The sequence below is a fragment of the Paucibacter sp. B2R-40 genome (assembly GCF_025717555.1).
Lineage (GTDB): Bacteria > Pseudomonadota > Gammaproteobacteria > Burkholderiales > Burkholderiaceae_C > Paucibacter_A.
Window position 1 is genome coordinate 83335 of the sequence record NZ_JAJIRP010000012.1, and the last position, 23510, is coordinate 106844.

Genomic DNA, 23510 nt, shown 5'->3' on the forward strand with positions numbered 1-23510 from the left:
CTTAGAAGTGAATCCCCTTCATCATCTGCTGCATCGCGATCGCCTCGGGTGAGAGCTGCGATTTGCCGCCCTTGCCCAGCTTATCGCCCTTGGATGCATCGCTGTCCGGGAACATGCGGAAGGTCGTATTCATCACGATCTGCGCGACGCGCGGCATTGCTGCATGCAGCAACTCGCCCGTGATACCTAACCTCGTCGCCACTCGCACCGGCTTCGAGATGCAGGCCTGTGCCACCATATCAGCCGCTTCTTCAGGCGCCAGCGTCGGCACGTTTTTGTAGATCTGCGTCGGGGCGATCATCGGCGTGCGCACCAAGGGCATATTGATGGTGGTGAAGGTGACGCCCTGGTCGGCAAACTCCGACGAGGCGCAGCGTGTCCAGGCATCGAGCGCGGCCTTGCTGGCCACATAGGCCGAGAAGCGCGGCGCATTGGTCAGCACGCCAATGCTGGAGATATTGACCACATGTCCCTTGCGCTTGGCCACCATGCCGGGCAGCAGACCCATGGTGACGCGCAGGCAGCCAAAGTAATTCAGCTGCATGGTGCGCTCAAAATCATGGAAGCGGTCGTAGCTGCCCTCGATGGCGCGGCGGATCGAGCGGCCGGCGTTGTTGATCAGATAGTCGACCCCGCCGAAGGTCTCGGTCAGCCAGGCCACCATCGCCTTGCAGCTTTCTTCGTTGGAGATGTCGGCCGAGTAACTATGGATCTTGGCGTCAGCGCCGGCGGCAGCGCGAATCTCGGCCACGGCCTCGGCCAGCTTGACTTCATCGCGGGCGCAGATCACCGTGATCGCGCCGGCTTCGGCAAACTTGATCGCCGAGGCCAGCCCAATGCCGCTCGAACCACCGGTGACCAAGACCACTTTGCCGCCGCAGGCACCGCGCAAGCTGCGGTCGATGAAGAGGTCCGGGTCGAGATGGCGTTCCCAGAAATCCCACAGGCGCCAGGCGTAGTCATGCAGACTCGGACAGGCAATACCACTGCCTTTGAGCGCGGCGGAGGTCTCGCGGCAGTCAAAGCGCGTCGGGTAGTTGATGAAGGTGAACATATCGTCCGGCAGGCCCAGATCCTTCATCACCGCATTGCGGATGCGCCGCACCGGCGCCAAGGCCATCAAGCCCTTTTTGACGCTCTTGGGGATGAAGCCCAAGAGCGCGGCGTTGATGAACAAATTCATCTTCGGCGCATGTGCGGCCTTGGAGAAGATATCCAGCACATCGCCGACGCGGTAGCCGACCGGGTCGACCAAATGGAAGCAGCGCCCCGTTGCGCGGGTCTGGTGGCTGATGTGATCGAGTGCGTCGACCACATAGTCGACCGGCACGATGTTGACGCGGCCGCCCTCCAGGCCGATCGAAGGCAGCCAAGGCGGCAGGATCTGGCGCAAGCGCTGGATCGGCTTGAAAAAGTAGTAAGGACCGTCGATCTTGTCCATCTCGCCGGTCTTGGAGTCCCCCACCACCATCGCCGGGCGATACACGGTCCAGGCTCGCTTGCACTCCTGACGGACGATTTTTTCGCTCTCGTGCTTGGTGTTGAAATAGGGATGGTCCAGCCCTTCTGCTTCGTCAAACATATCCTCGCGGAACACGCCTTCGTAGAGGCCGGCGGCGGCAATCGAAGACACATGGTGCACATGGCCGGCCTCGATGGCGGCCGCAAACTCGACCATGCTGCGTGTGCCGTCGACGTTAGCGGCCATCTGCGAGGCCTCGTCGGCTTTCAAGTCATAGACCGCGGCGAGGTGGTAGACATGATCGATCTGACCTTTGAGCGCCTTCAGGTCGGCCGCCGAGACGCCAAGTTTCTTGCCCGTTAGGTCGCCAAAGACCGGCACCGCGCGCGCCTTGGCTGACTTGGCCAGACCCCAGAACTCCATCAACTCGGGCAATTTGTCGCGGCTTCCCTCGCGCATCAGGAAGTGGACCGTGCTGCCGCGCCGCGCCAGCAGTTTTTTGACCAAGCGCTTGCCGATGAAGCCGGTCGCGCCGGTGACGAAATACTGCATGTTTGTCTCCTTGGTATAGATCGGATTCTTGACCATCTGGATGGGCTTGCTGATGCGCGATTACCCGCAGTTCGCGCGACCGATCTGGTGAGAACTCACTAGGAACCCTGTACACATCGGCGCTTGTGGCATTTATAGTGAAAGGCATCCCAGCGCGATCCGTGCAAACACACCACCACCAAGGACGAACGACATGGTCAAGAAGCTTCAGAAGATGGCAGCCAAGAAGAACACCGCTTCCAGCGCGGGCTTTGCCTCGGCCCTGCCGGCCGGCCTGCTGGACAGCCAGCTTGCCCAAGGCATCAAGGATTCGGCCCAACATATCTGGGCTGCCGGGCTGGGCGCCTTCGCCAAGGCGCAGGGCGAAGGTGGCAAGGTGTTTGAAGCGCTGGTCAAGGAAGGTCTGAGCCTGCAGAAGAAGACCCAATCTGCGGCCGAAGAAAAGCTCGGCGCGATGGCCAGCAAGGTCACGGGCATGGCAGGCGGTGTCGGCAACAAGGCCGGTCAGCATTGGGACAAGCTGGAATCCATCTTCGAGGACCGCGTCGCCCGCGCCCTGAACCGCCTGGGCGTGCCCTCGGCCAAGGATGTGGCCGAGTTGATCGCCAGCATCGACGCGCTGAACGCAGCAGTCGGCATCAAGGCGCCGGCGAAAAAGCTTGCCAAGGCACCGGCAAAGGCAGCCGTCAAGCCGGCAACAAAACCAGCAGCAACGCCGGCCGCCAAAAAGGTCGAGGCCAAGGCAGCCGCTAAAAAGCCCGCCAAAGCCGCCGCCAAAACAGTTCCTGCAAAAGCCGCTCCAGCCAAAACCGCAGCGAACGCCGCCGTAAAGGCCGCCGCCAAGCCTGCCGCCAAGCCCGCAGCGAAAGCGGCGCCAACGCCGTTCAAAAAGGCCGCCGCCAAAGCAGCCGGTGCGAGCAAGGCAGTGAGCAAGGCCGTCGTCAAAAAGGCAGCCCCACCCGCAGCAGCCCTCAGTGAAGTGACGCAGGCCGTCGCTGCGGCCATCGAGTCCTGAACTCGGCCAAGCCCTGCTGATTCTGTCCACCATGGACGCGTCGCTTGAACACTGAGAAAAAAACGGCTCCACGGCTGGGCTTGGCGCTGGCTGGCGGCGGGCCCTTGGGTGCCATTTACGAAATCGGCGCGCTGTGTGCGCTGGAGGAAGCGATCGCGGGCCTCTCCTTCACCGACTGCGACGGCTATATCGGCGTCAGTGCGGGCGGCTTTATCGCCGCCGGCCTGGCCAATGGCATAGGCCCGCGCGCCCTGTGCGCCGCTTTTATCGAGAACCGCGACTACTCGCCCGACAGCTTCGATCCGGCCGAGTTGCTGCGGCCGGCCTGGGCCGAATACCGCTCACGCCTGAAGTTATTGCCCGGGCTGCTGTTTCGTGCAAGCTGGGCCGCCTTGGTGCAGGGCCGCTCGGTGCTAGGCTCGTTCGAACGCCTGGGTGCGGCCTTGCCGACCGGCCTGCTGTCCGGGGAAATCCTGGCCGCGCAATTGCAACTGCTGTTCAGCCGGCCCGGCCGCAGCAATGACTTCCGCCAGTTGAAAAAGCGCCTGGTGCTGGTGGCCACCGACTTGGACAGCGGTGAGGCCACGCCTTTTGGCCTGCCCGGCTGGGATCACATTCCGATCTCCCAGGCCGTCCAAGCCAGCGCTGCTTTGCCGGGGCTTTTTCCTCCGGTATCCATCGAAGGCCGGCATTATGTGGACGGCGCGCTGAAGAAAACCCTGCATGCGTCGGTGCTCTTGCAAGAGGGCCTGGATCTGCTGATCTGCCTGAATCCGCTGGTGCCCTATGAGTCCGACCCGGCCGACTCGACCCGTGTCAAGCGCGCGCGCATCCCTCACCTGGTCGACGGCGGCCTGCCCCTGGTGTTGAGCCAGACCTTTCGATCGCTGATTCACTCGAGGCTGGAACTGGGCTTCAAGCGCTACGAGCACAGCCATCCGGAAACCGACATCCTGCTGTTCGAGCCCGATCACCGGGACGCCGAGATGTTCCTGGCCAATACCTTCAGCTACTCGCAGCGCCATCATCTGGCCGAACATGCCTATCAAAGCACGCGCGCCGCCTTGCGTCAGCGCGCGCCGCTATTGGCCACGCAACTCGCCCGCCACGGCCTGGCATTGAATGCCGAAGTCTTGGCCGACGAAAGCTTGCGGCTACTCGGCGAACCGGGCGAGCACCGCATGGCGGCCGCGCTGCGCGATTTGCGCCGCACACTCAAACGACTGAAGACCCAACTGAAACCCTCATAGGATTGCAGGCCGGGTCATTGAGGCCGGGGCCGCTCAGGCCAGATACCGCGCTTGCAAATGGGCTTTGAAATGCGCCGGATTGAGCGTCTCGCCGCTGGCCGCTTTGACCAAATCTGGGGTTTCCAAGCGACTGCCCTGCAACCAAATATTGCTGCGCAGCCAATCAAACACCGGCGCCAAATTGCCGGCAGCAATGTCGGCGTCCAGTTCCGGACGGCTGCGGCGAATGCTGGCAAACCACTGCGCTGCATACATCGCGCCCAAGGTGTAGCAAGGAAAGTAGCCGAACAGGCCGCAACCCCAGTGCACATCCTGCATGCAGCCATCCTTGTAATTGCCGCGCGTGTCCACGCCCAGCAACTCCATCATCTTGGCGTCCCACAGCGCGGGGATGTCCTCGCACTCGATCTCGCCTTCGATCAAGGCGCGCTCTATCTCATAGCGCAGGATCACATGGGCCGGGTAGGTCACTTCATCGGCATCCACACGGATGAAGGCCGGATGCACCCGGGTCAGCAGACGATTCAAGTTAGCCGGTTCAAAGGCGGCCTGCGCGCCCAGATGCTGAACGACCAGCGGGCTCAGCAGCCTGGCGAAAGCAGGATGACTGCCGAGCTGCATCTCAAAGCTCAGGGACTGGCTTTCATGCAACCCCATCGAGCGGGCTTGAGCCAGCGGCTGACCGAGCCATTCACGCGGCAAATTCTGCTCGTAGCGGGCATGGCCGGTTTCGTGAATCACGCCCATCAGGCTGGGCAGAAAATCATCCTCGCGGTAGCGCGTGGTGATGCGAACATCCTCTGGCACGCCGCCGCAAAACGGGTGAGCACTCTCATCCAGGCGGCCGGCCTCAAAGTCAAAACCGACCAATTGCATCGCCGCTTGCCCCAAAGCGCGCTGTGCATCTTTGGCAAACGGGCCTTGCGGGCGCACGGTCGTTTCTTGGGCCTGTTTGGCCTGCACGTCCTTGATCAACTGGGGCAGCCAGCTGCGCAGATCGCCAAAAACCCGGTCCACTTCGGCCGACCGCATGCCGGGCTCATATTGGTCCATCAAGGCGTCATACAGACCCAAGCCGCTGCTCTCGGACAAGCAACGCGCCTCCTCGCGGGCCAGCTTCACACATTCACGCAAGAGCGGCAAATAGCCGGCCCAGTCATTTGCCGGGCGCTGCGTGCGCCAGGCATGTTCGCAACGCGAATTGGCCAGCGACTTGGCCTCGACCAGGCTTTGCGGCAGCGCATTGGCCGCCATCCAGGCCCGTCGCATTTCGCGCAAATTGGCGCGCTGATCCTCGCTCAGAGGCTCGGCAGCAGCCGCGTCCAGCAGGCCCTTGAGCTGCGGCTCGGTCGAAAGTTGGTGCAGCATACCGCCCATCTCGGCCAATGCCAGTGAGCGCGCCTCATTGCCCTTGGTCGGCATATTGGCAGACTGGTCCCACTGAGCGATGGCCTGCAAATGAGCCAATCGGTGCAGGCGTTGGTGACGCTGGTGAAGTTCGAGGTAAGCAGGTGTGCTCATGGTGGAGTCGATGGCCGATAGGCGTAAGAGACAGACTTGGCATTGTCTACGCAAGCCGAGCCGAGCCGCCCGTCCCAAAGCTCATCCCGACCCAGGGAATACCCACATCAATGCCGCCGTCATCAGCATGTAGCGGATGAACTTACCCACCGCCATATAACCCACACAAGGCCAAAAAGGCAGGCGCAGCCAACCGGCCAGCGCACACATCGGATCCCCAATCACCGGCAGCCAACTGAGCAAACATGTCTTGGCACCGAACTGCGAAAACCAGGCCAGCAGGCGCGGGTTGGGCGGTTTACGACGAGTGGCGCGCTCATAAGCGGCTTCAGCGCCATAACCCATCCACCAACTGATAGCGCCGCCGATGGTGTTGCCCAGCGTCGCCACCAAAATGGCCGGCCAAAAGAGTGTCGGGTCGGCCTTGACCACCAAAAACACCGCAGGCTCGGACCCCAAAGGCAGCAAGGTGGCAGATACCAATGAAATCAAAAACACGCTGATCAAGCCAACTTCGGGCACGGCCAGTATCATCAACAAACTGCGCAGCAGCGATTCGAGGTGGGCTTCCATTGACAACATTATGCTGACCACTTGGTGCTATCCATTGAACAAGGTTGACGCGGGTGCTGGCCCTGGCCCGCGCCGCCGCAAGCTTTTGGCTGCGGCCCTGTTGCTGTTGAGCGGCTTGCAGGTCGCCAACGCGCAGGAAACCTGCGGCTCGCTGCTGGCCTCGGGCAACCCGCAATATCCCCCCTATTTGTGGCGCGACCCGGCCGACGAAGGCCGCTTGATCGGCGCCAACGCCGACTTGATGCAAATGCTCGCCAAGGAGATTGGGGTGCCCATTGAACTGCGCTATGTTGGCCCTTGGGGCCGCGTGCAGGAAGAAGCCAGGGCCGGGCGCATCGACCTGATTGCCGGTGCATTTTGGACCGGGCCGCGTACCGAATACATGGACTACTTTCACCCGCCCTTCCATGACACGCGCTCCGTCATCTGGGTGCGAGCTAACGCCAAGATCAACTACGCACGCTGGCCTGATCTGATCGGCCTGCAAGGCGTGACCGTCATCAACAACAGCTTTGGGGAAGCCTTTGATCGCTTCGCCAAGCAGTCCTTGAATATGACGCAGGTGGCCAGCTTGGAGCAAGCGATACAGATGCTCAAGCGCTCACGCGCCGACTATATGGTCTACGAAGACAGCCCCGGCCAGGCCTTCCTGAGCAAGCTGGGCGTTAGCGATGTGAAGATGCTGTTGCCGGCCGTGGCGAACGAGAGCTTATTCCTGACGCTTTCGCATAAATCCGCCTGCAATAGCGGCGAAATGCGCGGCCGCATCACCCGCGCCATGATCAGGCTGACGGGGCAAAAAGTCATGGCCGGACTGGTGGAACGCAATATCCAGCTCTGGCGGCGCCAGAACGAAGCGGCCAAGCCGGCAGCTACACCCCAGTAGCTCGGTTCAGCAGAGTTGCGACGAGCAGGTATAATTTTGCCTCTTTTTTAGGCAAGCCCTCATCCTTCCCATGCTCCCGCAGTCTCCGATCATGCAGATCGGCCCTTATTGCCTGCCGAACAATTTGTTCGTGGCGCCGATGGCCGGCGTCACCGACAGGCCGTTCCGCCAGCTCTGCAGGCGCATGGGCGCGGGCTATGCGGTGAGTGAGATGGTGACTTCGCGCAAAGACTTGTGGAGCAGTTTGAAGACCTCCCGGCGCGCCAACCATGACGGCGAAGCCGGACCGATCGCCGTGCAAATAGCCGGCACCGACGCCGCAATGATGGCCGAGGCGACCCGCTACAACATCGACCGCGGTGCGCAGATCATCGACATCAATATGGGCTGCCCGGCCAAAAAGGTCTGCAATAAATGGGCCGGCTCGGCTTTGATGCAAGACGAGCCGCTGGCGCTGCAGATCATCGAAGCGGTGATCGCTGCCGCCGCACCGCACGGCGTGCCGGTCACCTTGAAGATGCGCACGGGCTGGTGCGAGAGCGAAAAGAATGCCCTGCGCTTGAGCCTGGCCGCTGAGAGCGCCGGTGTGGCCATGGTCACTGTGCATGGCCGCACCCGCGAGCAGGGCTATAAGGGCGAAGCCGAGTACGCCACCGTGGCGGCCGTCAAGGCAGCGCTGAAGATAGCCGTGGTTGCCAACGGTGATATCGACTCACCACAAAAAGCCAAACAGGTGCTGGCGCTGACCGGTGCCGACGCAGTGATGATTGGCCGCGCGGCCCAGGGCCGGCCCTGGATTTTTACCGAAACCGCCCATTTTTTGGCCACCGGCGAGTCGCTACCCGCCCCCACCGTGCTGCAAGCGCGCGACTGGCTGCTCGAACATCTGCACGACCATTACAGCCTCTACGGCGAACTGACCGGCATGCGCACAGCGCGCAAACACATCGGCTGGGCCGTCGCGGAGCTGCCCGGCGGTGAGGAATTTCGCCAAGAAATGAATCTGCTGGAGAGCAGCGCTGCCCAAGTCAAGGCGCTGCAAGCTTGGTTTGACACACTGGCGCAGGGCTATCAGCGCTTGCCCTATCTTGCCAAGCCGTCAGAAGCTCGAACAATAGCGCCCCATGAATGCAAGCAACTGAGACAACAGGCATGATGACCCCGAAAACTATCGATGCCTGTGTGCGCGAGAACCTAGAGACTTACTTCCATGATCTGGACGGCGAAGAGCCGCACTCGATGCATGAGATGTTGATCCAAGTGGTCGAAAAACCCTTGCTGGAGGTAGTGATGAAACACGCCGCCGGCAACCAAAGCAAGGCCGCCGAGTGGCTGGGCATCAACCGCAACACGCTGCGGCGCAAGCTGACCGAACACAAATTGCTCTAGTCAGATTGACACGAGCGCCTATTTCTAACGCAGTACTCCCCCGCACACCATGTCCAAATTGACCGCCCTCACAGCCCTGATCTCCGTGTCCGACAAGACTGGCATCGTCGAATTCGCCTCCGCACTGAACAAGCTCGGCGTTCGTTTGCTGTCCACTGGCGGCACCGCCAAGCTGCTGGCCGACGCTGGATTGCCGGTCACCGAGGTGGCGGAGCACACCGGCTTCCCCGAGATGCTGGACGGCCGCGTCAAGACCCTGCACCCCAAGGTGCACGGTGGCCTGCTGGCCCGGCGCGACCTGCCCGAACATATGACGGCAGCGGCGCAGCACGACATCACCATGATCGACATCCTGGCCGTCAATCTCTATCCCTTTGAAGCAACCGTCGCCAAGCCCGGCTGCACGCTCGAAGACGCGATCGAGAACATCGACATCGGTGGCCCCGCGATGGTGCGCTCCGCCGCCAAGAACTGGAAAGACGTCACCGTACTGACCGACGCCGGCCAATACGCGCAAGTCTTGGAGGAACTTCAAAGCAGTGGCAAGACCAGCGACAAGACGCGCTTTGCCGCTTCGGTGGCCGCCTTCAACCGGATCGCCCAATATGACGCTGCGATCAGCAATTACTTGAGCGCACGCCAGGACGATGGCAGCCTGGCCGAGTATCCGGCACAGATGAACTCCACCTTCGTCAAGGTTCAAGACCTGCGCTATGGCGAGAACTCACACCAGAGCGCCGCGCTGTACCGCGATCTCTATCCCGCGCCCGGCTCCTTGGTCACCGCCAAACAGCTGCAAGGCAAGGAGCTGAGCTACAACAATATTGCCGACGCCGACGCCGCCTGGGAATGCGTGAAGGCTTTTGAAGCGCCGGCCTGCGTCATCATCAAGCATGCCAACCCCTGCGGCGTGGCCGTGGCCGAAAGCGCCGCCGCTGCCTACGCCAAGGCGCTCAAGACCGATCCGACCTCGGCCTTCGGCGGCATCATCGCCTTCAACCGACCCGTCGACGCGGCGGCCGCCAGCCATGTGGCCAAGCAGTTTGTAGAAGTGCTGATGGCCCCTGGCTTCAGCGCTGAAGCGCGCACCATCTTCGCGGCCAAGGCGAATGTACGGCTGCTCGAAATCGCGCTGCCGGCCGGGGGCAGCACGCCTTTCAGCCAGGGCCGCAATGCCGTTGACAGCAAGCGCGTCGGCTCCGGCATCCTGCTGCAAACTGCCGACAACCATTTCCTCAAGGCAGCCGATCTGAAGGTCGTCACCACCAAGCAGCCGACGGCGCAGGAACTCGAAGACTTGTTGTTCGCCTGGACCGTGGCGCAATATGTGAAGAGCAATGCAATCGTCTTCTGCGCCGGCGGTATGACGCTGGGCGTCGGCGCGGGCCAGATGAGCCGCATCGACTCGGCCCGCATCGCCAAGATCAAGGCCGAAAATGCCGGCCTGACACTGCAAGGCTCGGCCGTCGCGAGCGACGCCTTCTTCCCCTTCCGCGATGGTCTGGATGTGGTCGTTGACGCCGGCGCCACCAGCGTCATCCAGCCGGGCGGCTCGATGCGCGACGACGAGGTGATTGCCGCCGCCAATGAGCGCGGCATAGCGATGGTGTTCAGTGGCGTGCGCCACTTCAGGCACTGATCAAACCAAGGCCATCAAGCCCGCCAGCCCCAGCCCCAAGGCCGCCAAGGCATCACCGGCAATCAGCCCGCCGCCGACCAAGGAAGTGCTGCTCATGTCTTCGGGCAGCGCTTGTTCGCCGGCCTTGGGCCGTGTCTTGAGGCTGTTGATCAGGCTGGAGACCACCCCGCCGGCAGCCAACCACGCGGAGGTCGGCAGGTTGACGAAACCACCGAAGGACGAGGCGTAGGGGCTGGGCAGAATCAAAGCATCGACGCAGAAGTCAAGGCTGAAGCCCAACTTGCCGCGGGCCACAAACCGACGGTACTCCGCGTTAGATTTGATCAGCTTGCGCAGCAACTCGGTCAGCAGGCCGATGCCCATGCCGATCCAAATCGCAGTGATTTGAAACGGCTTGGGTTCGGTCAAGGTGCTCAGCACACCAACGAATTTGTAAGTCATCGCCGAAGTCCATTGCACCGGCACTTGCTCGGCGCTCATCACGGTTTGATCCAACTTCAGCACAGGGTAAGCGGCCATGAACAGGTGCGCAATCGCCACCGCCAGCACGGCGCCGAGCAAGATGCCCGCGACCTGAAAGCGGAATTGAATCGTGCGATTGGTGCCAAGCCGCCAGCCGGTCGAACGGTCTTGCTGCATGTCACCGGCCACGCTGGAGGAGATGAACACCACGCTGGCGACCATCAGGCCCAGCACCGGGTCGCGCAGGCCGAGCGCGGCCAAGATCAAGACCGTCACCACAAAGGCCGAGGAGATCGGGTTCTGATCGGTCAGACCCAGCGAGATGCCGTTGACGATGGCAAATACATAGACCAAGGCGACCGCAATCAGCATGTACTGCACCGGTTCGTTGAAAAACTGCACGCCGGCCACCACCGTGGCGAGTGTCCAGGCGGCCACCCAAGTCAACAAGCGCGGCAGGCTGGCACGCGGGCCGGTGCGCTGCTCCTCGGGCACCACAGTGCGCGCCCCAGAATCTCGCAAACGTGCGACAGCGCGCCACAGAATCAGGCTCATATCAATGATGGCGGCACCCAGCACCATGCCCAGCGCGATCAAGAACGCGATCTTGCGGAAGGGTTCACCCACATTCAGCCAGCCAATGCTGATGAAATAAGGCGCTAGCGCCCAGAACACCAGACCACCCAAGAGGGCCGGAATTCCGACACGCGCGCCGACAATCAGACCGGCACCGAAGGTCGAGGTGGACAGCTCGATTGCCCCCAGCGCCACTATCTTGACGCTCGCAAAGCCGCCGGCGACGCCCACAGCCATGCCGCCAAACAAACGCGACACCGATTGCCGCAGCAGCACCGGATCGGTCAGTGCCCGCAAAATATTGGCGACCGCCAGGCCCGATGGGAATTGCAGCTGCATGCGTTCGACCAAGATCGGCGTGTAGAGCAGCCCGATGCCGGCGGCCATCATGCCGATGCACAACATATAGATCACCAACTGCCATGCAGGTGGCTGCGGCATACCCATCCAGGTCATCGCCTGGATCAAGGTGCTCATCGCCATCATGCCGGCCACCGAGGCGGCGGTGGTCTGGATGTAGTTCGCGCCGTGTTTGCCCTCGCTGCCGTAACCGAAGGTGACGACGGAGCCCAAGATACCGGCCAAGACCTGCCCGCCGACAAAGAAGCCGATCGAGAAATTCATGAAGGCGGCGGTGATGCCGCCCAGCGGCCCCAGCACCAACATGCCGATAGCCGCCAACAAGGCGTAGTAGCCGACCGAACCCACGGGCGGCAACCAGGCCCAGCGGCGGGCGTCGGTCGAAGTATTTGACTGATCAAGGGCGGAAGAGTGCATGGCGGGCCGAATTGAAAGAACTGGCGCGCACTGTAGCTGCCGGTTCACAATCCGACCATGCGTGAAGATACCCTCTCACTTGTTTCCCCAGCGTTGAAGGTGGCCATCCTGAGCTTTGATGGTTTCAATGAGCTGGACAGTTTCATCATCCTGGGCATGCTGAACCGCCTGCGGTTGCTCGGCTGGTCGGCAGAGCTGTGCGGGCCGGGCCATGCGGTGACGTCGATGAACGGCGTTACCGTGCAATTGCAGCGCCCGCTGGAATGGGCCAACGAGGCGGATGTGGTGATCTTCGGATCGGGCCTTTATGCACGCGCGATGGCCGAAAATTCCGCGCTGCTGGACCGGCTGCAGCTCGACCCGGTGCGACAGCTGATCGGCGCGCAATGCTCGGGCACCTTGCTGCTGGCCCGCCTGGGTCTGCTGGGTGATATGCCGGCGTGCACCGACCTGGGCACCAAGCCCTGGGTGGTGCAAGCCGGCGCCCGGGTGTTGGAGGAGCCCTTTCATGCGCGCGGCGCGGTGGCCACCGCAGGCGGCAGTCTGGCCGCGCAATACCTGGCGACCTGGGTGATGCTCAAGCGCGTCGGCGAAGCCGCCACCCGGGAAGTGCTGCATGAAGTCGCCCCGGTAGGCGAAAAAGACGTTTATGCGCAGCGGCTGCTGGCGCGGGTAAAACCATTTGTACTGCCTGCCTTGGCCTGATTCGATCTGCCGGCGATGCCTGCCTTGCAATTTGGAACCAAGCAAGAGCAAAGGAGCTCGCCTGACAAGACCCGTATTAATACCGATTGTCGGATCATGCACTCGGGCAACTGTAAAAAATAATCGCTAGACTGCCGGGCCGGACCGTTCAACAAGGTGGGAGAGGTGTTTGTGGCGCAATTATTGAGCATGGCGGAGTAGATATTGGACGTATTTTTAACCTCGGATGTTGAAATCTGGTGCACCGGGTGGAAGGACATTGACGCCAAGTTCCCCTTGGCGTTCAAACGCTATGTATACGGTGCAACGCCCAGGGGTGACTACGGCCTGCCACATCAACTCAGCTTGCTCAATGAACATGGTCTGACCGGGGTATTTTTCGTCGAGCCTTTGTTCGCAGGTCGATTCGGACTGCCGCCACTGACCGAGATCGTGCAATTGATCGCCGGCGCTGGCCAAGAAGTCCAGCTTCATTTGCACACCGAGTGGGTTGACGAGGCTCGCCTTCCGATGCTGGGCGGCGCACCTTCAACCAGCAAGCGTCCGTTTTTGCGGCAATTTTCTCTTGACGACCAAACCTGCCTGATTGGCATCGGCAAGGCCTTGTTGGAACAAGCCGGTGCCGCAGCGCCGAACGCCTTCCGGGCCGGTAGCTTCGGCATGGACCACCGCACCTTGGCTGCGCTGGAAGCCAACGGCATCCGCTTTGATTCCAGCTATAACGCTTCAACCTCGGGGCTCCGCAGCGGCATCTTGCCCGGCCAGGTGCTGACGGATTGCATCCAATTGGGGGCCGTTCATGAATACCCGATGACCGTCTTTGATGATGGCTTCGGGAGCTTGCGCCACGCCCAGTTGACCGCCTGCTCGATCCGGGAAATGGAATCACTGCTCTGGCAAGCACTTGAACGAGGGCAACAAGGCTTTGTAATCCTGTCGCACAATTTTGAGTTGATGAACCCAGGCCTGACGGGTGCCGACGATATCGTCATCAAACGATATAAATGGCTGTGCGAGTTCCTCGACCGCAACCGTGATTGCTTCCAGACACGCGGCTTTCATGGCCTTGAACCCAAGCCGCCCGCAGTCCAACCGGCTGCCCTGGCATCGACCCGCTTCAATACCGGACTGCGCATGATCGAGCAGTTCTACAGACGCAAATACGTCTGACTTAGCGCCGTCGGTCGCTACCCGGCTCACCGCAGGCGCGCGCAAATACCTTTGCGCATAGGCCCTGGCCGCCTATCCGCTCGCCGCAGCCGCAGCCGCAGGCGCAGGCGCGATTGTCTAGACGCATCTCCCTATCCAAGGGCCAATACGCTTGGCCGCTTGCTCAACTGCGGTTAGCCTGTGAAGACAAGAATCAGGAGACTGCATGAACCAAACGCTGCACGAACGACTGCACCTGACGCTGGAGCTACAGCGCAGCGCCTTCCGCGCCGAGATGAGCCCGAGCATGGCAGTGCGGCAAGACCGCTTGCAACGGCTGCGCGCCATGACCGCCAAATACAGCGACGCGCTGGTGGCGGCCATCGCCAGCGACTTTGGCCACCGCGCTGTCCAGGAAACGCTGCTGGCCGATATCTTCACCGTCGAATCGGGCGTCAAGCATGCGCAAAAGCATCTGAAAGACTGGATGCGCACGCGCCGCATGCCGACCGCCCTGCATTACCTGCCCGCCAGCAACCAGCTGATGCGCCAGCCGCTCGGCGTGGTGGGCATCGTGTCGCCCTGGAACTACCCCTATTACCTGGCGATGGCGCCGGCCTTGGCTGCGCTGGCGGCCGGCAACCGGGTGATGATCAAACCGTCTGAACTGACCCCGGCAACCTCTGCGTTGATGGCCCAGATAGTGGCCGAATTTTTCAAACCCGAAGAAATGCAGGTCATCACCGGCGACGCCGACGTTGGCCGCGCCTTCACGCAACTGCCTTTTGATCATCTGTTCTTCACCGGCTCCACCGCGGTCGGCCGCCATGTGGCGCAGGCTGCCGCGCAAAACCTGACCCCGGTCACGCTGGAGCTGGGCGGCAAATCGCCCGCGCTGATTGACCGCAGCTGCAATCTGAAGCTGACCGCCGAGCGCTTGGCCTACGGCAAGCTGCTCAACGCCGGCCAAACCTGCGTGGCACCCGACTATCTGTTGGTGCCCCAGGAGATGGTCGAGCCGCTGGCGCAAGAGATCATTGGCGCGATGCAGCGCATGTACCCGACGCTGGAAGGCAATCCCGACTACAGCAGCATCGCCGCCGAGCGCCACTTGACGCGCTTGCAGGGGCTGCTCAGCGACGCCAAAGCGCGCGGCGCGAGCCTGCTGCCCACGCACCAAGAGACGCTCAGCGGGCGCAAACTCACACCCCATCTGCTGCTCGACGTGAACGACGAGATGGCGGTGATGCGCGAAGAAATCTTCGGCCCGCTGCTGCCCATCGTCGGCTACAGCCGCACGGAGGAAGCGCTGGACTACATCAACAAGCATGAGCGGCCCCTGGCGCTGTATTGGTTCGGCGAAGACGCGCTCGCGCAGCAACACGCCATGGCACACACCCATGCCGGCGGCGTCACCATCAACGACTGCATCTGGCATCTGGGCCAGGAAGATCAGCCCTTCGGCGGTGTCGGGGCCAGTGGTATGGGCAGTTATCACGGTGAATGGGGCTTTCGCACCTTCAGCAAGGAAAAACCGATCTTCAGCCAGGCGCGTTTCGCTGGCACCAAGTTGTTCTACCCACCCTATGGCAAGACCTTCGCGCTGCTGTTGAAGCTCTTGAAGAAGATCGTATGAAAAGACGTAGCCTTCTTAAATTGGGCCTGGGCGGCGCCGTGCTGCTGGGCGTGGTGGGCGGCGGCATGGCCTTGTTGCGGCCGGGCTTGGTCGACAAGCACATGAGCCCGTCGGCCCGCGAGTTGATGCGCGCGGTAGCCTTGAGTGTGACGGGCGGGCTTTGGCCCGCAGAGGGGCCAGCAAGAGACGCGGCCGTACAGGCTCATTTGGACCGGGTTGACGCCAATATAGGCGGCTATCCGGCGGCTGTGCGAGCCGAACTTTCGCAGCTGTTCGCCTTGCTGAGCAGCAGCGGCGGGCGCCTGGCCCTGATCGGCATGAGCCAGGATTGGCCAGCAGCCAGCGTGGCCGAAATTCAGCAGCTCATGAACGAGTTGCGCCTGTCCAGCCTGGATCTGCGCCAGCAGATTTATCACGCGCTGCGCGACCTCAACACGATTGCCTTCTTTACCGCGCCCGAGCATTGGGCCAGCACCGGTTACCCCGGACCGAGAGAGATTCCATGAGTTCTATCGCTGACCCGATCAAAGAAGGCCTGGCACGTGGATGGAAGGTGTTAGGCCAGGGCCATGCCGCCTTGCCGCCGAGTCTGGACTGCGATGTCGCCATCGTCGGCAGCGGTGCCGGCGCCGGCATCACGGCTGAGTTGCTGGCCAAGGCCGGGCTCAAGATCATCATCATCGAAGAAGGCCCGCTGCGCTCCAGCTCCGACTTCAAGCAGCGCGAGTCCACCGCCTACGCCGAGCTCTATCAAGAAGGTGCCGGGCGCAAAAACGCCGACCAGTCGATGAACATCCTGCAGGGCCGCTGCGTCGGCGGCAGCACCACCGTCAACTGGACCGGCTCCTTCCGCACCCCGCCGGATGCCTTGGCGCAATGGGTCAAGGAGTTCGGCCTGAGCGATTGCAGCCCGGAAAAGCTGGCCCCCTGGTTCGAGCAAGTCGAGAAGCGCCTCAATATCAGCGACTGGTTAGCCGAGCCGAATGGCAATAACGACACCTTGCGGCGTGGCACGGGCAAGCTCGGCATTTCAAGCAAGGTCGTGCAACGCAATGTCAAGGGTTGTTGGAACCTGGGCTCTTGCGGCATGGGCTGCCCGACCAATGCCAAGCAGTCGATGCTGATCACCACCATCCCCGCTGCGCTTGATTTGGGCGCCACGCTCTTGGTGCAGACGCGCGCGCAGCGCTTCAACCTGCAGGGCGATACAGTGCAGGCGTTGATCTGCCAGCCGGTTGGCCTGGATGGTTCAAACAATGGCCCTGAGCTGAGCATCAAGGCGCGCCATTTCGTCGTCGCCGGCGGTGCGATCAATTCGCCCGCGCTGCTGCTGCGCTCGCATGCCCCCGACCCACAGGGCCTGCTGGGCACGCGCACCTTCTTGCACCCCACGGTCGCCAATCACGCGCAAATGCCGGCGCCGGTTGAAGGCTGGGCCGGAGCGCCGCTGAGCGTTTTTTCGGACCATTTCCTGCACCAAGGTCCGGTCGATGGCCCAATGGGCTTTAAGCTGGAAGTAGCACCCGTCCACCCCGGTTTTGCGATGACCAATCTGGGCGGCGTCGGCCCCACGCTGGCCGAGCGGGCCAAGCTGATGCCTTATGCCAATGTGATGATAGGTCTGCTGCGCGACGGCTTCCACGCCGAATCGATAGGCGGCACGGTCAGTTTGAAGAGCGACGGAACCCCGCAGCTGGCCTACCCGCTGAACGCCTATTTGCTCGATGGCGCTCGCCGCGCGCACTTGAGCATGACCGAAATCCAGTTTGCCGCCGGTGCCAAGACCGTGCGGCCCGTGCATGAGCTGGCGCAGGACTACAGCTCTTGGGCCGAAGCCAAGGACGCGATCAACAAGCTGCCCTACAAACCCTTCCTCACCACGGTCGGCAGTGCCCATGTGATGGGCGGCTGCCGCATGGCGGCCGACGCGGGGCGCGGCGTCGTACGGCCGGACGGCCAACATTGGCAGCTGAGCAATTTGTCCGTGCATGACGGCTCGATCTTCCCGACCAGCATCGGCGCCAACCCGCAGGTGTCGGTCTACGGGCAGGCGGCCAGGATGGCAACCGGGCTGGCCAAGCGATTGACGGCAAAGGATGTGCTGCTGGCGTGACAGGCTATGTCAGCGCATGGTCTGCTTTGAAGCCCGTCACAGAAACTTCGCTACCATGGCGCCATGACCTTAGCTCAATTCACCGGCCTGGCGCTGGCCGGCATCGCCCGGCTGATCACCGGCGCGCAAGGCCATTGGAAGGGTTGCCCGCCGATGGCGGAGCAGCGCATCTATTTTGCCAACCACCAAAGCCATTTCGACTGGGTCTTGATCTGGGCCGCGCTGCCTGGCGACTTGCGCGCGCAAACCCGGCCAATCGCCGCACGCGACTACTGGACCAGCAGTCCCTTGAAGCAATGGATTACCAGCGCGGTGTTCAACGCGATCTATGTCTCGCGCACCCGCTCCACACCGGATGAAGACCCTTTAGAGCCGCTGGTCGAGGCCTTGGGCCAAGGCGACTCGCTGGTGATCTTCCCCGAAGGCACGCGCTCCAACAAAGGTGAGCCACAAGCCTTCAAGGCCGGTCTGTTCCACTTGGCCGAGCAGTTCCCGCAAGTCAAATTGATTCCGACCTGGATAGACAATGTGCAACGCGTGATGCCCAAGGGAGAAGTGGTGCCGGTGCCGATTCTTTGCACCGTCACTTTTGGCGCACCGATGCAACTGCAGCCCGGCGAAGAAAAGCGCGCGTTTCTGGAACGGACCCGCGCTGCGGTGTTGGCCTTGCGCCCGGATGGAGCTCGACCATGAACTGGGCCTGGCTCACTGCACCTAACCCGTTAAGCTCTTGGACGCCATCGCAGCAGGTCGGCTTGCTGTTTGTGCTGCTGTTCGGCGTGTTGCTGTTGACCAGCATAGGCAGTTTTTTGAATGGCCTGCGCGAAGCCGGCGACAACCCCGCAGCCCTGGCAAGCCAGCTGCGACGTCAACGTTTTGCCCATGAATTGCGGCTGGCCTGGGTCAGCTCCAGCATTTTCTGGCTGGCCTGGGTGGCCGGGCCGATAGGCGCCACGCTGCTGTTCGGTGTCTTGTCGTTTCTGGCGCTGCGCGAATACATCACGCTCTTGCACACGCGCCGGGGCGACCATCGCAGCCTGCTGCTGGCCTTTTTTGTAATCTTGCCCTTGCAATACGCATTGACCGGCGGATTGCACTTTGATCTGTTCTCGGTGTTGGTGCCGGTTTACAGCTTTTTGGCAATTCCGGTGGTCAGCGCCTTGGCCGGCGACCCGGCGCGTTTTTTGGAACGTAACGCCAAGATCCACTGGGGCATCATGGTCTGCGTGTACGGCTTGTCGCATGCACCGGCGCTACTGCTGCTGGAGTTTCCGGGGTACTTGGGCAGTGGGGCCTTTTTGCTGTTCTTCCTGGTCGCCGTGGTGGCTTGCGGCCAATCGGCGCAACTCACTGCAAGCAGGCGGCTGCGCAGGCGACCGTTGGCGCGCCAGATCAGCCGCGATTTTTCGATGCGGGCTTGGTGGATAGGCGCCTTGGCGGCCGGTCTGGCCGGAGGCGCTTTGTTCTGGATCACCCCGTTCAAGGCTCCTCAAGCGATGGTGATGGCTTTTGTAGCGGCCGGTGCCGGCAGCTTCGGCGGGCTGATCATGCAGGCCTTGAAGCGCGACGCGGGCGTGCACAACTGGGGCAATCTCAGTGCCATCACCGGCGCGGTCGGCCTGCTCGACCGCATCGCCGTGCTCTGCTTTGCCGCCCCTGTGTTCTTCCATTCCGTGCGCTGGTACTTCCAGTTGGCGCTGTGAGCGTTGGCAGGCAATGGGCGACTACAAAGTGCCCATTGCTGTCGCCCGTCGCTGGAAGGCTGAATCCCGTCAACCAGTTTTAGTGGCTGTACAGATGGCTTCTGTCGGGACCGGTCATTAGCGTGTTCGAGGGCCGTCTGACTGCTCAACCTGCGACAGGTTGGTGGCGCCGGCTCAGAACTGAGCCACTGTGCGGACATCTGAGTGAGCCATCTCTGGTGACCATTTCTTCAGCACCAGTGCGGGCTATCAGTCAATCCGCGCGGATCAACGGACTGTCGGCGTTGGTGCCAACATTGGCTCAATTCGGCGCCGGTGCTAAAAAGACTGGGAAATTTCAGTTGGGCGGGGAAGGATTTGCATTGCAAACCCTCGCATCTGCTCATGAAGTTGCAATGTATTTTGAATCCGCCCCGCCATGATCTTGGCCTCTAGCGCGCGACCGAGCTTCTGGTAGCTGGACTCGGCTATCTGCAAACAAAGCAACTGTCGACGATAACCGGCCTCGCCCAATGAAGATGAGGTCAAACTTTCACCGAGAAGCGTCAATGCCGCTTCGGGCTCTCCGCGACGGTGGTGCAGCTCAGCCATCGCGGTCTGTGCCGCCAGAGCGTCCGAGTAGCCCTGAGCCATATCTCGGGTCCTATCAAGGTCTTCTTGAAGCAAGAGTTGTGCTTCGTCCAATTCGCCGGAAACGAGAAGTAGTTCGCCAAGGTTGTGCATCAGGCTACCTCGACGCCATTCTTCGAGCTCCAGGTTGCCTAGCAGGCTTCGGACGTGGCTGGTGTATAGCCGTGACCGGTCAACGACCACCTGTTTTCCATGCATGTCACCTCGTTGCTCCAGATTTCTCAGCATGATGACGAAAGAGACGAGTAAGTTGTCATAGGCCATTTGCAGGGCAGGCCAACTCTTGGTCTCACGCGCTAGCGAAAGTGCACGCATATGCAAGGCATCCGAATTGTCGAGGTCCGACATCCGCGCATAGACATGAGCCGCACATGACAGCGCCTGTGGCAGTTGCTGGTAGAGCTCTTGCTTCTGTGCTGTCGCAAGGGCGCGCTGGGCTAGCGGCAGGGCATGCAGTTCAAGATTCAGTTCTGTGAGTCCGAAGGCGGCAAGAGTCGCCGCATTGATTGCACCGGCATCGTCGATACCGTTCGTGGCCAAAGCTTCCGACCGCAAGGCATAACGGCAGCACTCGACCAAATCACCGACATGCCAGAGTCCTCGAGCGAGAACCAAATAGGCCAGAGGCTGTTTGCCTTCCGCCTGTGACACAGTAATCGCTTGGCGAGCCTGCGTGATCGCATCAGACCAGCGGTGCTCATCAAGCGCCAACTGCGCCCGTGTGAGCGAATCGCCTGGGCCGAGTGTCAACAGCAGCGAGTCAGATGTGTTCTGCATAGGCGCCTAATCTTACTGCGTGGCGAATTTGAAATGACATCTCAATCTCGCCGACTCACTTTCTGTCACCGACAGATGCGCTTATTGCCAGCTGCGGCAGGTAGTCACTCATCAACGAGGGATCTGCACCCTTAACTGCCGCTGGCTGGGGAAGGCCGTGTTGGGCTAAGGCTGGGTGCCCGGCCTCAATCATTGCCTATGTTTAGTAGATTGAGGTTCTTTCGCGATGGCTGTACAGCGGTACTGAATACCCACTATGGACACTTCGCCGCCATTTCCGAGCGACTCCAATGCGCCTAGAACTGCCTTCCAGACAATAAATACCTCGTCAATTGTCCAAGCCGTTTATTGCACCCAAGCCTTCAAACCGACCTTTGGCCTTTGTGCGGCTGCTCAGCCCAGCAAACCCTGCGCCAATTTGCGCAAGGCGGCCGCGTCCAAGGTCTTGCCCGGGCTGTGCTCGCAAATAGCCGCGACTCGGTTCAATACACCGGCGGCAAAGCGGTGCGCCGCGGCCAGTGTTTCCTCGTCGGTGTCATAGGTGTCATAGGCCTCGACGGCAACGCCGCTGTCGGAGGCGATGGCCTTGATGTCGATTTTCTGGGCGGGGGATTGTGTGGCCATATTGGCACTCCTGTGGCGATTGAATTGGGCGCTACTTTACTGTTTACCGACGGCATGCGCCTTGTCGAGCGCTTTACGCAGCTTGCGAGCCCAGCCCGAAGCGATCAGCTCAGCTTCGCTCTGGTTCATCACGCGGTTGCTCCAGCTCAGCTGACCGCCACGAATATTCGACTCCTGGCGATCCACCATGCGTGACAAGACTTGGCCGGTCTCGGAGTCAAAGGCCTCCAACACCAAGGTCATCTCGCCGGCCGAGCTCACATAGGTGCGGGTGAGGCCGGCCGTGCTGACATCGGGCGCGTTCACGTAGAGATTGATGATGCTGGCCTTGAGCCGCAGTACATCCGGCCCAGCAGTTTCCACAACCTGGTAGCCGTCCTTGGCTTGCAAGGTCTTGACGAATTCTTCCCGCACCAAATTGGCCACGCCGGAACGGATTTCTTCACGTTCCTCGGCGCTGATACGGAAATTGCTGCCAGGGCGCTTGGGGTCCCAGTTCTTGGAGAAGGCCACATCAACCGGACCCAACATCACCTTGGTATAGGCTGCCAAGGAAGTACCCGGCCGAGCGTAGACCAAATCGGCGTCCTTGGACTTGCGCTGCTCAAGCCCATCATGACTCATGACCTCATTGACGGCCGACTTGGTTTCGGCCTTGCTGGCGGCGCCCGCAGTCGAGGGCGGGCTCACCATCGCTAAAGTCAGCAGCAGGACGCTGCCAATATGGCATTGACGCATGAAAACCTCCTCTTGATGAGCCAGTGATGGCAGTGCCATTTTGCACCGAAAACGCGCGTTAGGCGCCGCCTTGACCCTGCTCCGCGAGCGCCAATTGGGCCAACAAAGCCGGCGCCACCGCCGCCACGATGTCCGCCACATCACCAGCCCGAATGGCCTTGAACTCGGGCAGCGCCTCGATCAATTCCAGCGGCGCCTTGGCCGTCAACTGCTGCAGGTCTTCGGCCAGGCTGCGCATGAAGTCGGCGTCTTGCGGCACTTCGGCCAACAGCGCTTGCAAATCGGCGATGGCGTCGGCACGCGCCGCTATTTGCTCGGCATCCAAGGCCGGCGAGGTCTCAATCTTGAGTTTTTCTATCCACAAGCGATCGCTGTCGAGTGCAGCAGCTTGTGCCAACACTTCTTCGCGCAGCTGCGCCTCCAGACCGAACAAGGCGCCATGTGCCGGCGTGCGCCCGACCAATATCACCCGTACCGCCAGTGGCCAGGCGCCGGTCTGCGCGAGCAACAAGGCCTCCAGCGCCTGACCCGTCAAGCTGAGCACCGCCGGCAGATCGGCCGCCGCACTGACGTCCACCGCCAGTCGCTCCCAGCGCAAGACATCAACGATCAAGCGCTCCACGCTTTGAATGCCGGCCTCGCTCACTGTTACCAAGACCGCGCCGCGCGGCCCCGCCTCGCGGATATGCCGCCCTTGCAGATTGCCGGGGAAGACCACCCAGGGCGCCTCGCTCAGCACCGCATGTTCATGCACATGGCCGAGCGCCCAATAGTCGTAACCCTTGGCCTGCAGCTCTTGGACAGAGCAAGGCGCATATCGGGCATGCGCAGCGTAGCCTTCCAGCGCGGTGTGCAAGACGCCGATATTGAGCCACCCACTAACGGGCGCGGGATAGCCGGCGGCGAGGTTTTCCATCGTCGCGGCCTCCTTGAAGCTGCGGCCATGCAGCGCGACCCTCAATGCGTCCAGTTTGTGCGTTACCGGCTTGCGGCTGTCGAACAGATGCACATTGGCCGGCAGCGTCAAACGGCGGGTCATCTCGCTCTCGGCGTCGTGATTGCCGTAGAGCAGATAGACCGGGATGCCGGCCTGATTCAGGCGGCCCATCTCGCGCACGAAAAAATGCCCGGTGTTGTAGTCCCGCCAGTTGCCGTCGTAAAGGTCGCCGGCGATCACCATGAAGTCGACCGCCTCGTCGATGGCCGCGTCGATCAGCCGCGTGAATGCCTCCCGGCTGGCGCCGCGCAGCGCTTGCGCCGGTGCATTCTGGTAACTGGCCAGGCCGCACAAAGGGCTGTCGAGGTGAATATCAGCGGTGTGGATAAATTTAAT

At 61.6% G+C, this 23510-nt stretch carries 21 protein-coding genes; 13 read left to right on the forward strand and 8 right to left on the reverse strand.

Translation table 11 applies throughout. The features are described from left to right. Position 1 precedes the first annotated feature (1 nt). Positions 2–2014 carry an SDR family oxidoreductase gene (locus LNV09_RS21315; RefSeq protein ID WP_263559070.1) on the reverse strand — a complete coding sequence of 671 codons (2013 nt, stop codon included), beginning with the start codon at positions 2012–2014 and terminating at the stop codon, positions 2–4. A gap of 193 nt (positions 2015–2207) precedes the next feature. On the opposite strand from LNV09_RS21315, the gene LNV09_RS21320 reads away from it, so the two are divergent. Next, positions 2208–3029, forward strand: a complete 822-nt coding sequence (locus LNV09_RS21320) for a phasin family protein (protein WP_318023314.1) — start codon at positions 2208–2210, stop codon at positions 3027–3029. A 44-nt stretch (positions 3030–3073) separates the two neighbouring features. Then, a complete protein-coding gene (locus LNV09_RS21325; RefSeq protein WP_263559071.1) occupies positions 3074–4279 on the forward strand; it encodes a patatin-like phospholipase family protein in 1206 nt (401 codons plus the stop codon). A gap of 33 nt (positions 4280–4312) precedes the next feature. Here the strand turns inward: LNV09_RS21325 and LNV09_RS21330 are convergent, their stop codons facing one another. Further along, positions 4313–5800, reverse strand: coding sequence for a carboxypeptidase M32 (locus LNV09_RS21330; RefSeq protein WP_263559072.1), 1488 nt, complete (start codon positions 5798–5800; stop codon positions 4313–4315). Positions 5801–5881: 81 nt separating this feature from the next. Beyond that, positions 5882–6373, reverse strand: coding sequence for a YqaA family protein (locus LNV09_RS21335; RefSeq protein WP_263559073.1), 492 nt, complete (start codon positions 6371–6373; stop codon positions 5882–5884). A gap of 10 nt (positions 6374–6383) precedes the next feature. Between LNV09_RS21335 and LNV09_RS21340 the strand changes: the two genes are divergently transcribed. The 4 genes from LNV09_RS21340 (at position 6384) to purH (ending at position 10287) form a co-directional block, all read left to right on the forward strand. Then, the gene (locus LNV09_RS21340; protein WP_263559074.1) at positions 6384–7259 is read left to right on the forward strand and encodes a substrate-binding periplasmic protein; all 876 of its coding nucleotides are present in this window, start codon (positions 6384–6386) and stop codon (positions 7257–7259) included. 91 nt (positions 7260–7350) lie between these two features. Continuing rightward, the gene (gene dusB / locus LNV09_RS21345) at positions 7351–8415 is read left to right on the forward strand and encodes a tRNA dihydrouridine synthase DusB (RefSeq protein WP_263559075.1); all 1065 of its coding nucleotides are present in this window, start codon (positions 7351–7353) and stop codon (positions 8413–8415) included. Then, positions 8415–8648, forward strand: coding sequence for a helix-turn-helix domain-containing protein (locus tag LNV09_RS21350; RefSeq protein ID WP_263559076.1), 234 nt, complete (start codon positions 8415–8417; stop codon positions 8646–8648). The genes dusB and LNV09_RS21350 overlap by 1 nt, the downstream gene beginning before the upstream one ends. Before the next feature lie 49 nt (positions 8649–8697). Further along, positions 8698–10287: a bifunctional phosphoribosylaminoimidazolecarboxamide formyltransferase/IMP cyclohydrolase gene (gene purH, locus LNV09_RS21355; RefSeq protein WP_263559077.1), complete on the forward strand. Its 1590-nt coding sequence runs from the start codon at positions 8698–8700 to the stop codon at positions 10285–10287. Here the strand turns inward: purH and LNV09_RS21360 are convergent, their stop codons facing one another. Then, positions 10288–12102 carry an OPT/YSL family transporter gene (locus tag LNV09_RS21360; protein WP_263559078.1) on the reverse strand — a complete coding sequence of 605 codons (1815 nt, stop codon included), beginning with the start codon at positions 12100–12102 and terminating at the stop codon, positions 10288–10290. It lies immediately after the preceding gene. A gap of 93 nt (positions 12103–12195) precedes the next feature. On the opposite strand from LNV09_RS21360, the gene LNV09_RS21365 reads away from it, so the two are divergent. The 7 genes from LNV09_RS21365 to LNV09_RS21395 all read left to right on the forward strand — a co-directional run bounded on the left by LNV09_RS21365 (position 12196) and on the right by LNV09_RS21395 (position 19408). Next, positions 12196–12807, forward strand: a complete 612-nt coding sequence (locus LNV09_RS21365) for a DJ-1/PfpI family protein (protein WP_263559146.1) — start codon at positions 12196–12198, stop codon at positions 12805–12807. Between the two features lie 204 nt (positions 12808–13011). Beyond that, on the forward strand, positions 13012–13977 hold the full coding sequence (locus LNV09_RS21370) for a polysaccharide deacetylase family protein (protein ID WP_263559079.1): 966 nt from the start codon (positions 13012–13014) through the stop codon (positions 13975–13977). Positions 13978–14182: 205 nt separating this feature from the next. Beyond that, the gene (locus LNV09_RS21375) at positions 14183–15592 is read left to right on the forward strand and encodes a coniferyl aldehyde dehydrogenase (protein WP_263559080.1); all 1410 of its coding nucleotides are present in this window, start codon (positions 14183–14185) and stop codon (positions 15590–15592) included. Further along, the gene (locus LNV09_RS21380) at positions 15589–16098 is read left to right on the forward strand and encodes a hypothetical protein (RefSeq protein WP_263559081.1); all 510 of its coding nucleotides are present in this window, start codon (positions 15589–15591) and stop codon (positions 16096–16098) included. The genes LNV09_RS21375 and LNV09_RS21380 overlap by 4 nt, the downstream gene beginning before the upstream one ends. Continuing rightward, positions 16095–17705, forward strand: a complete 1611-nt coding sequence (locus tag LNV09_RS21385) for a GMC family oxidoreductase (RefSeq protein ID WP_263559082.1) — start codon at positions 16095–16097, stop codon at positions 17703–17705. The genes LNV09_RS21380 and LNV09_RS21385 overlap by 4 nt, the downstream gene beginning before the upstream one ends. Before the next feature lie 63 nt (positions 17706–17768). Then, the gene (locus LNV09_RS21390) at positions 17769–18398 is read left to right on the forward strand and encodes a lysophospholipid acyltransferase family protein (protein WP_263559083.1); all 630 of its coding nucleotides are present in this window, start codon (positions 17769–17771) and stop codon (positions 18396–18398) included. Next, positions 18395–19408, forward strand: a complete 1014-nt coding sequence (locus LNV09_RS21395; RefSeq protein ID WP_263559084.1) for a phosphatidate cytidylyltransferase — start codon at positions 18395–18397, stop codon at positions 19406–19408. Before LNV09_RS21390 ends, LNV09_RS21395 begins: the two co-directional genes overlap by 4 nt. A gap of 318 nt (positions 19409–19726) precedes the next feature. Here the strand turns inward: LNV09_RS21395 and LNV09_RS21400 are convergent, their stop codons facing one another. From LNV09_RS21400 to LNV09_RS21415, 4 genes are all read right to left on the reverse strand, one after another. Then, a complete protein-coding gene (locus LNV09_RS21400) occupies positions 19727–20815 on the reverse strand; it encodes a hypothetical protein (RefSeq protein ID WP_263559085.1) in 1089 nt (362 codons plus the stop codon). 393 nt (positions 20816–21208) lie between these two features. After that, positions 21209–21439 (reverse strand): hypothetical protein, encoded by a 231-nt coding sequence (locus LNV09_RS21405; protein ID WP_263559086.1) that lies wholly within the window; start codon positions 21437–21439, stop codon positions 21209–21211. Positions 21440–21475: 36 nt separating this feature from the next. After that, on the reverse strand, positions 21476–22177 hold the full coding sequence (locus LNV09_RS21410) for a DUF3313 domain-containing protein (protein WP_263559087.1): 702 nt from the start codon (positions 22175–22177) through the stop codon (positions 21476–21478). Positions 22178–22235: 58 nt separating this feature from the next. Then, positions 22236–23510 (reverse strand): metallophosphoesterase family protein, encoded by a 1275-nt coding sequence (locus LNV09_RS21415; RefSeq protein ID WP_263559147.1) that lies wholly within the window; start codon positions 23508–23510, stop codon positions 22236–22238.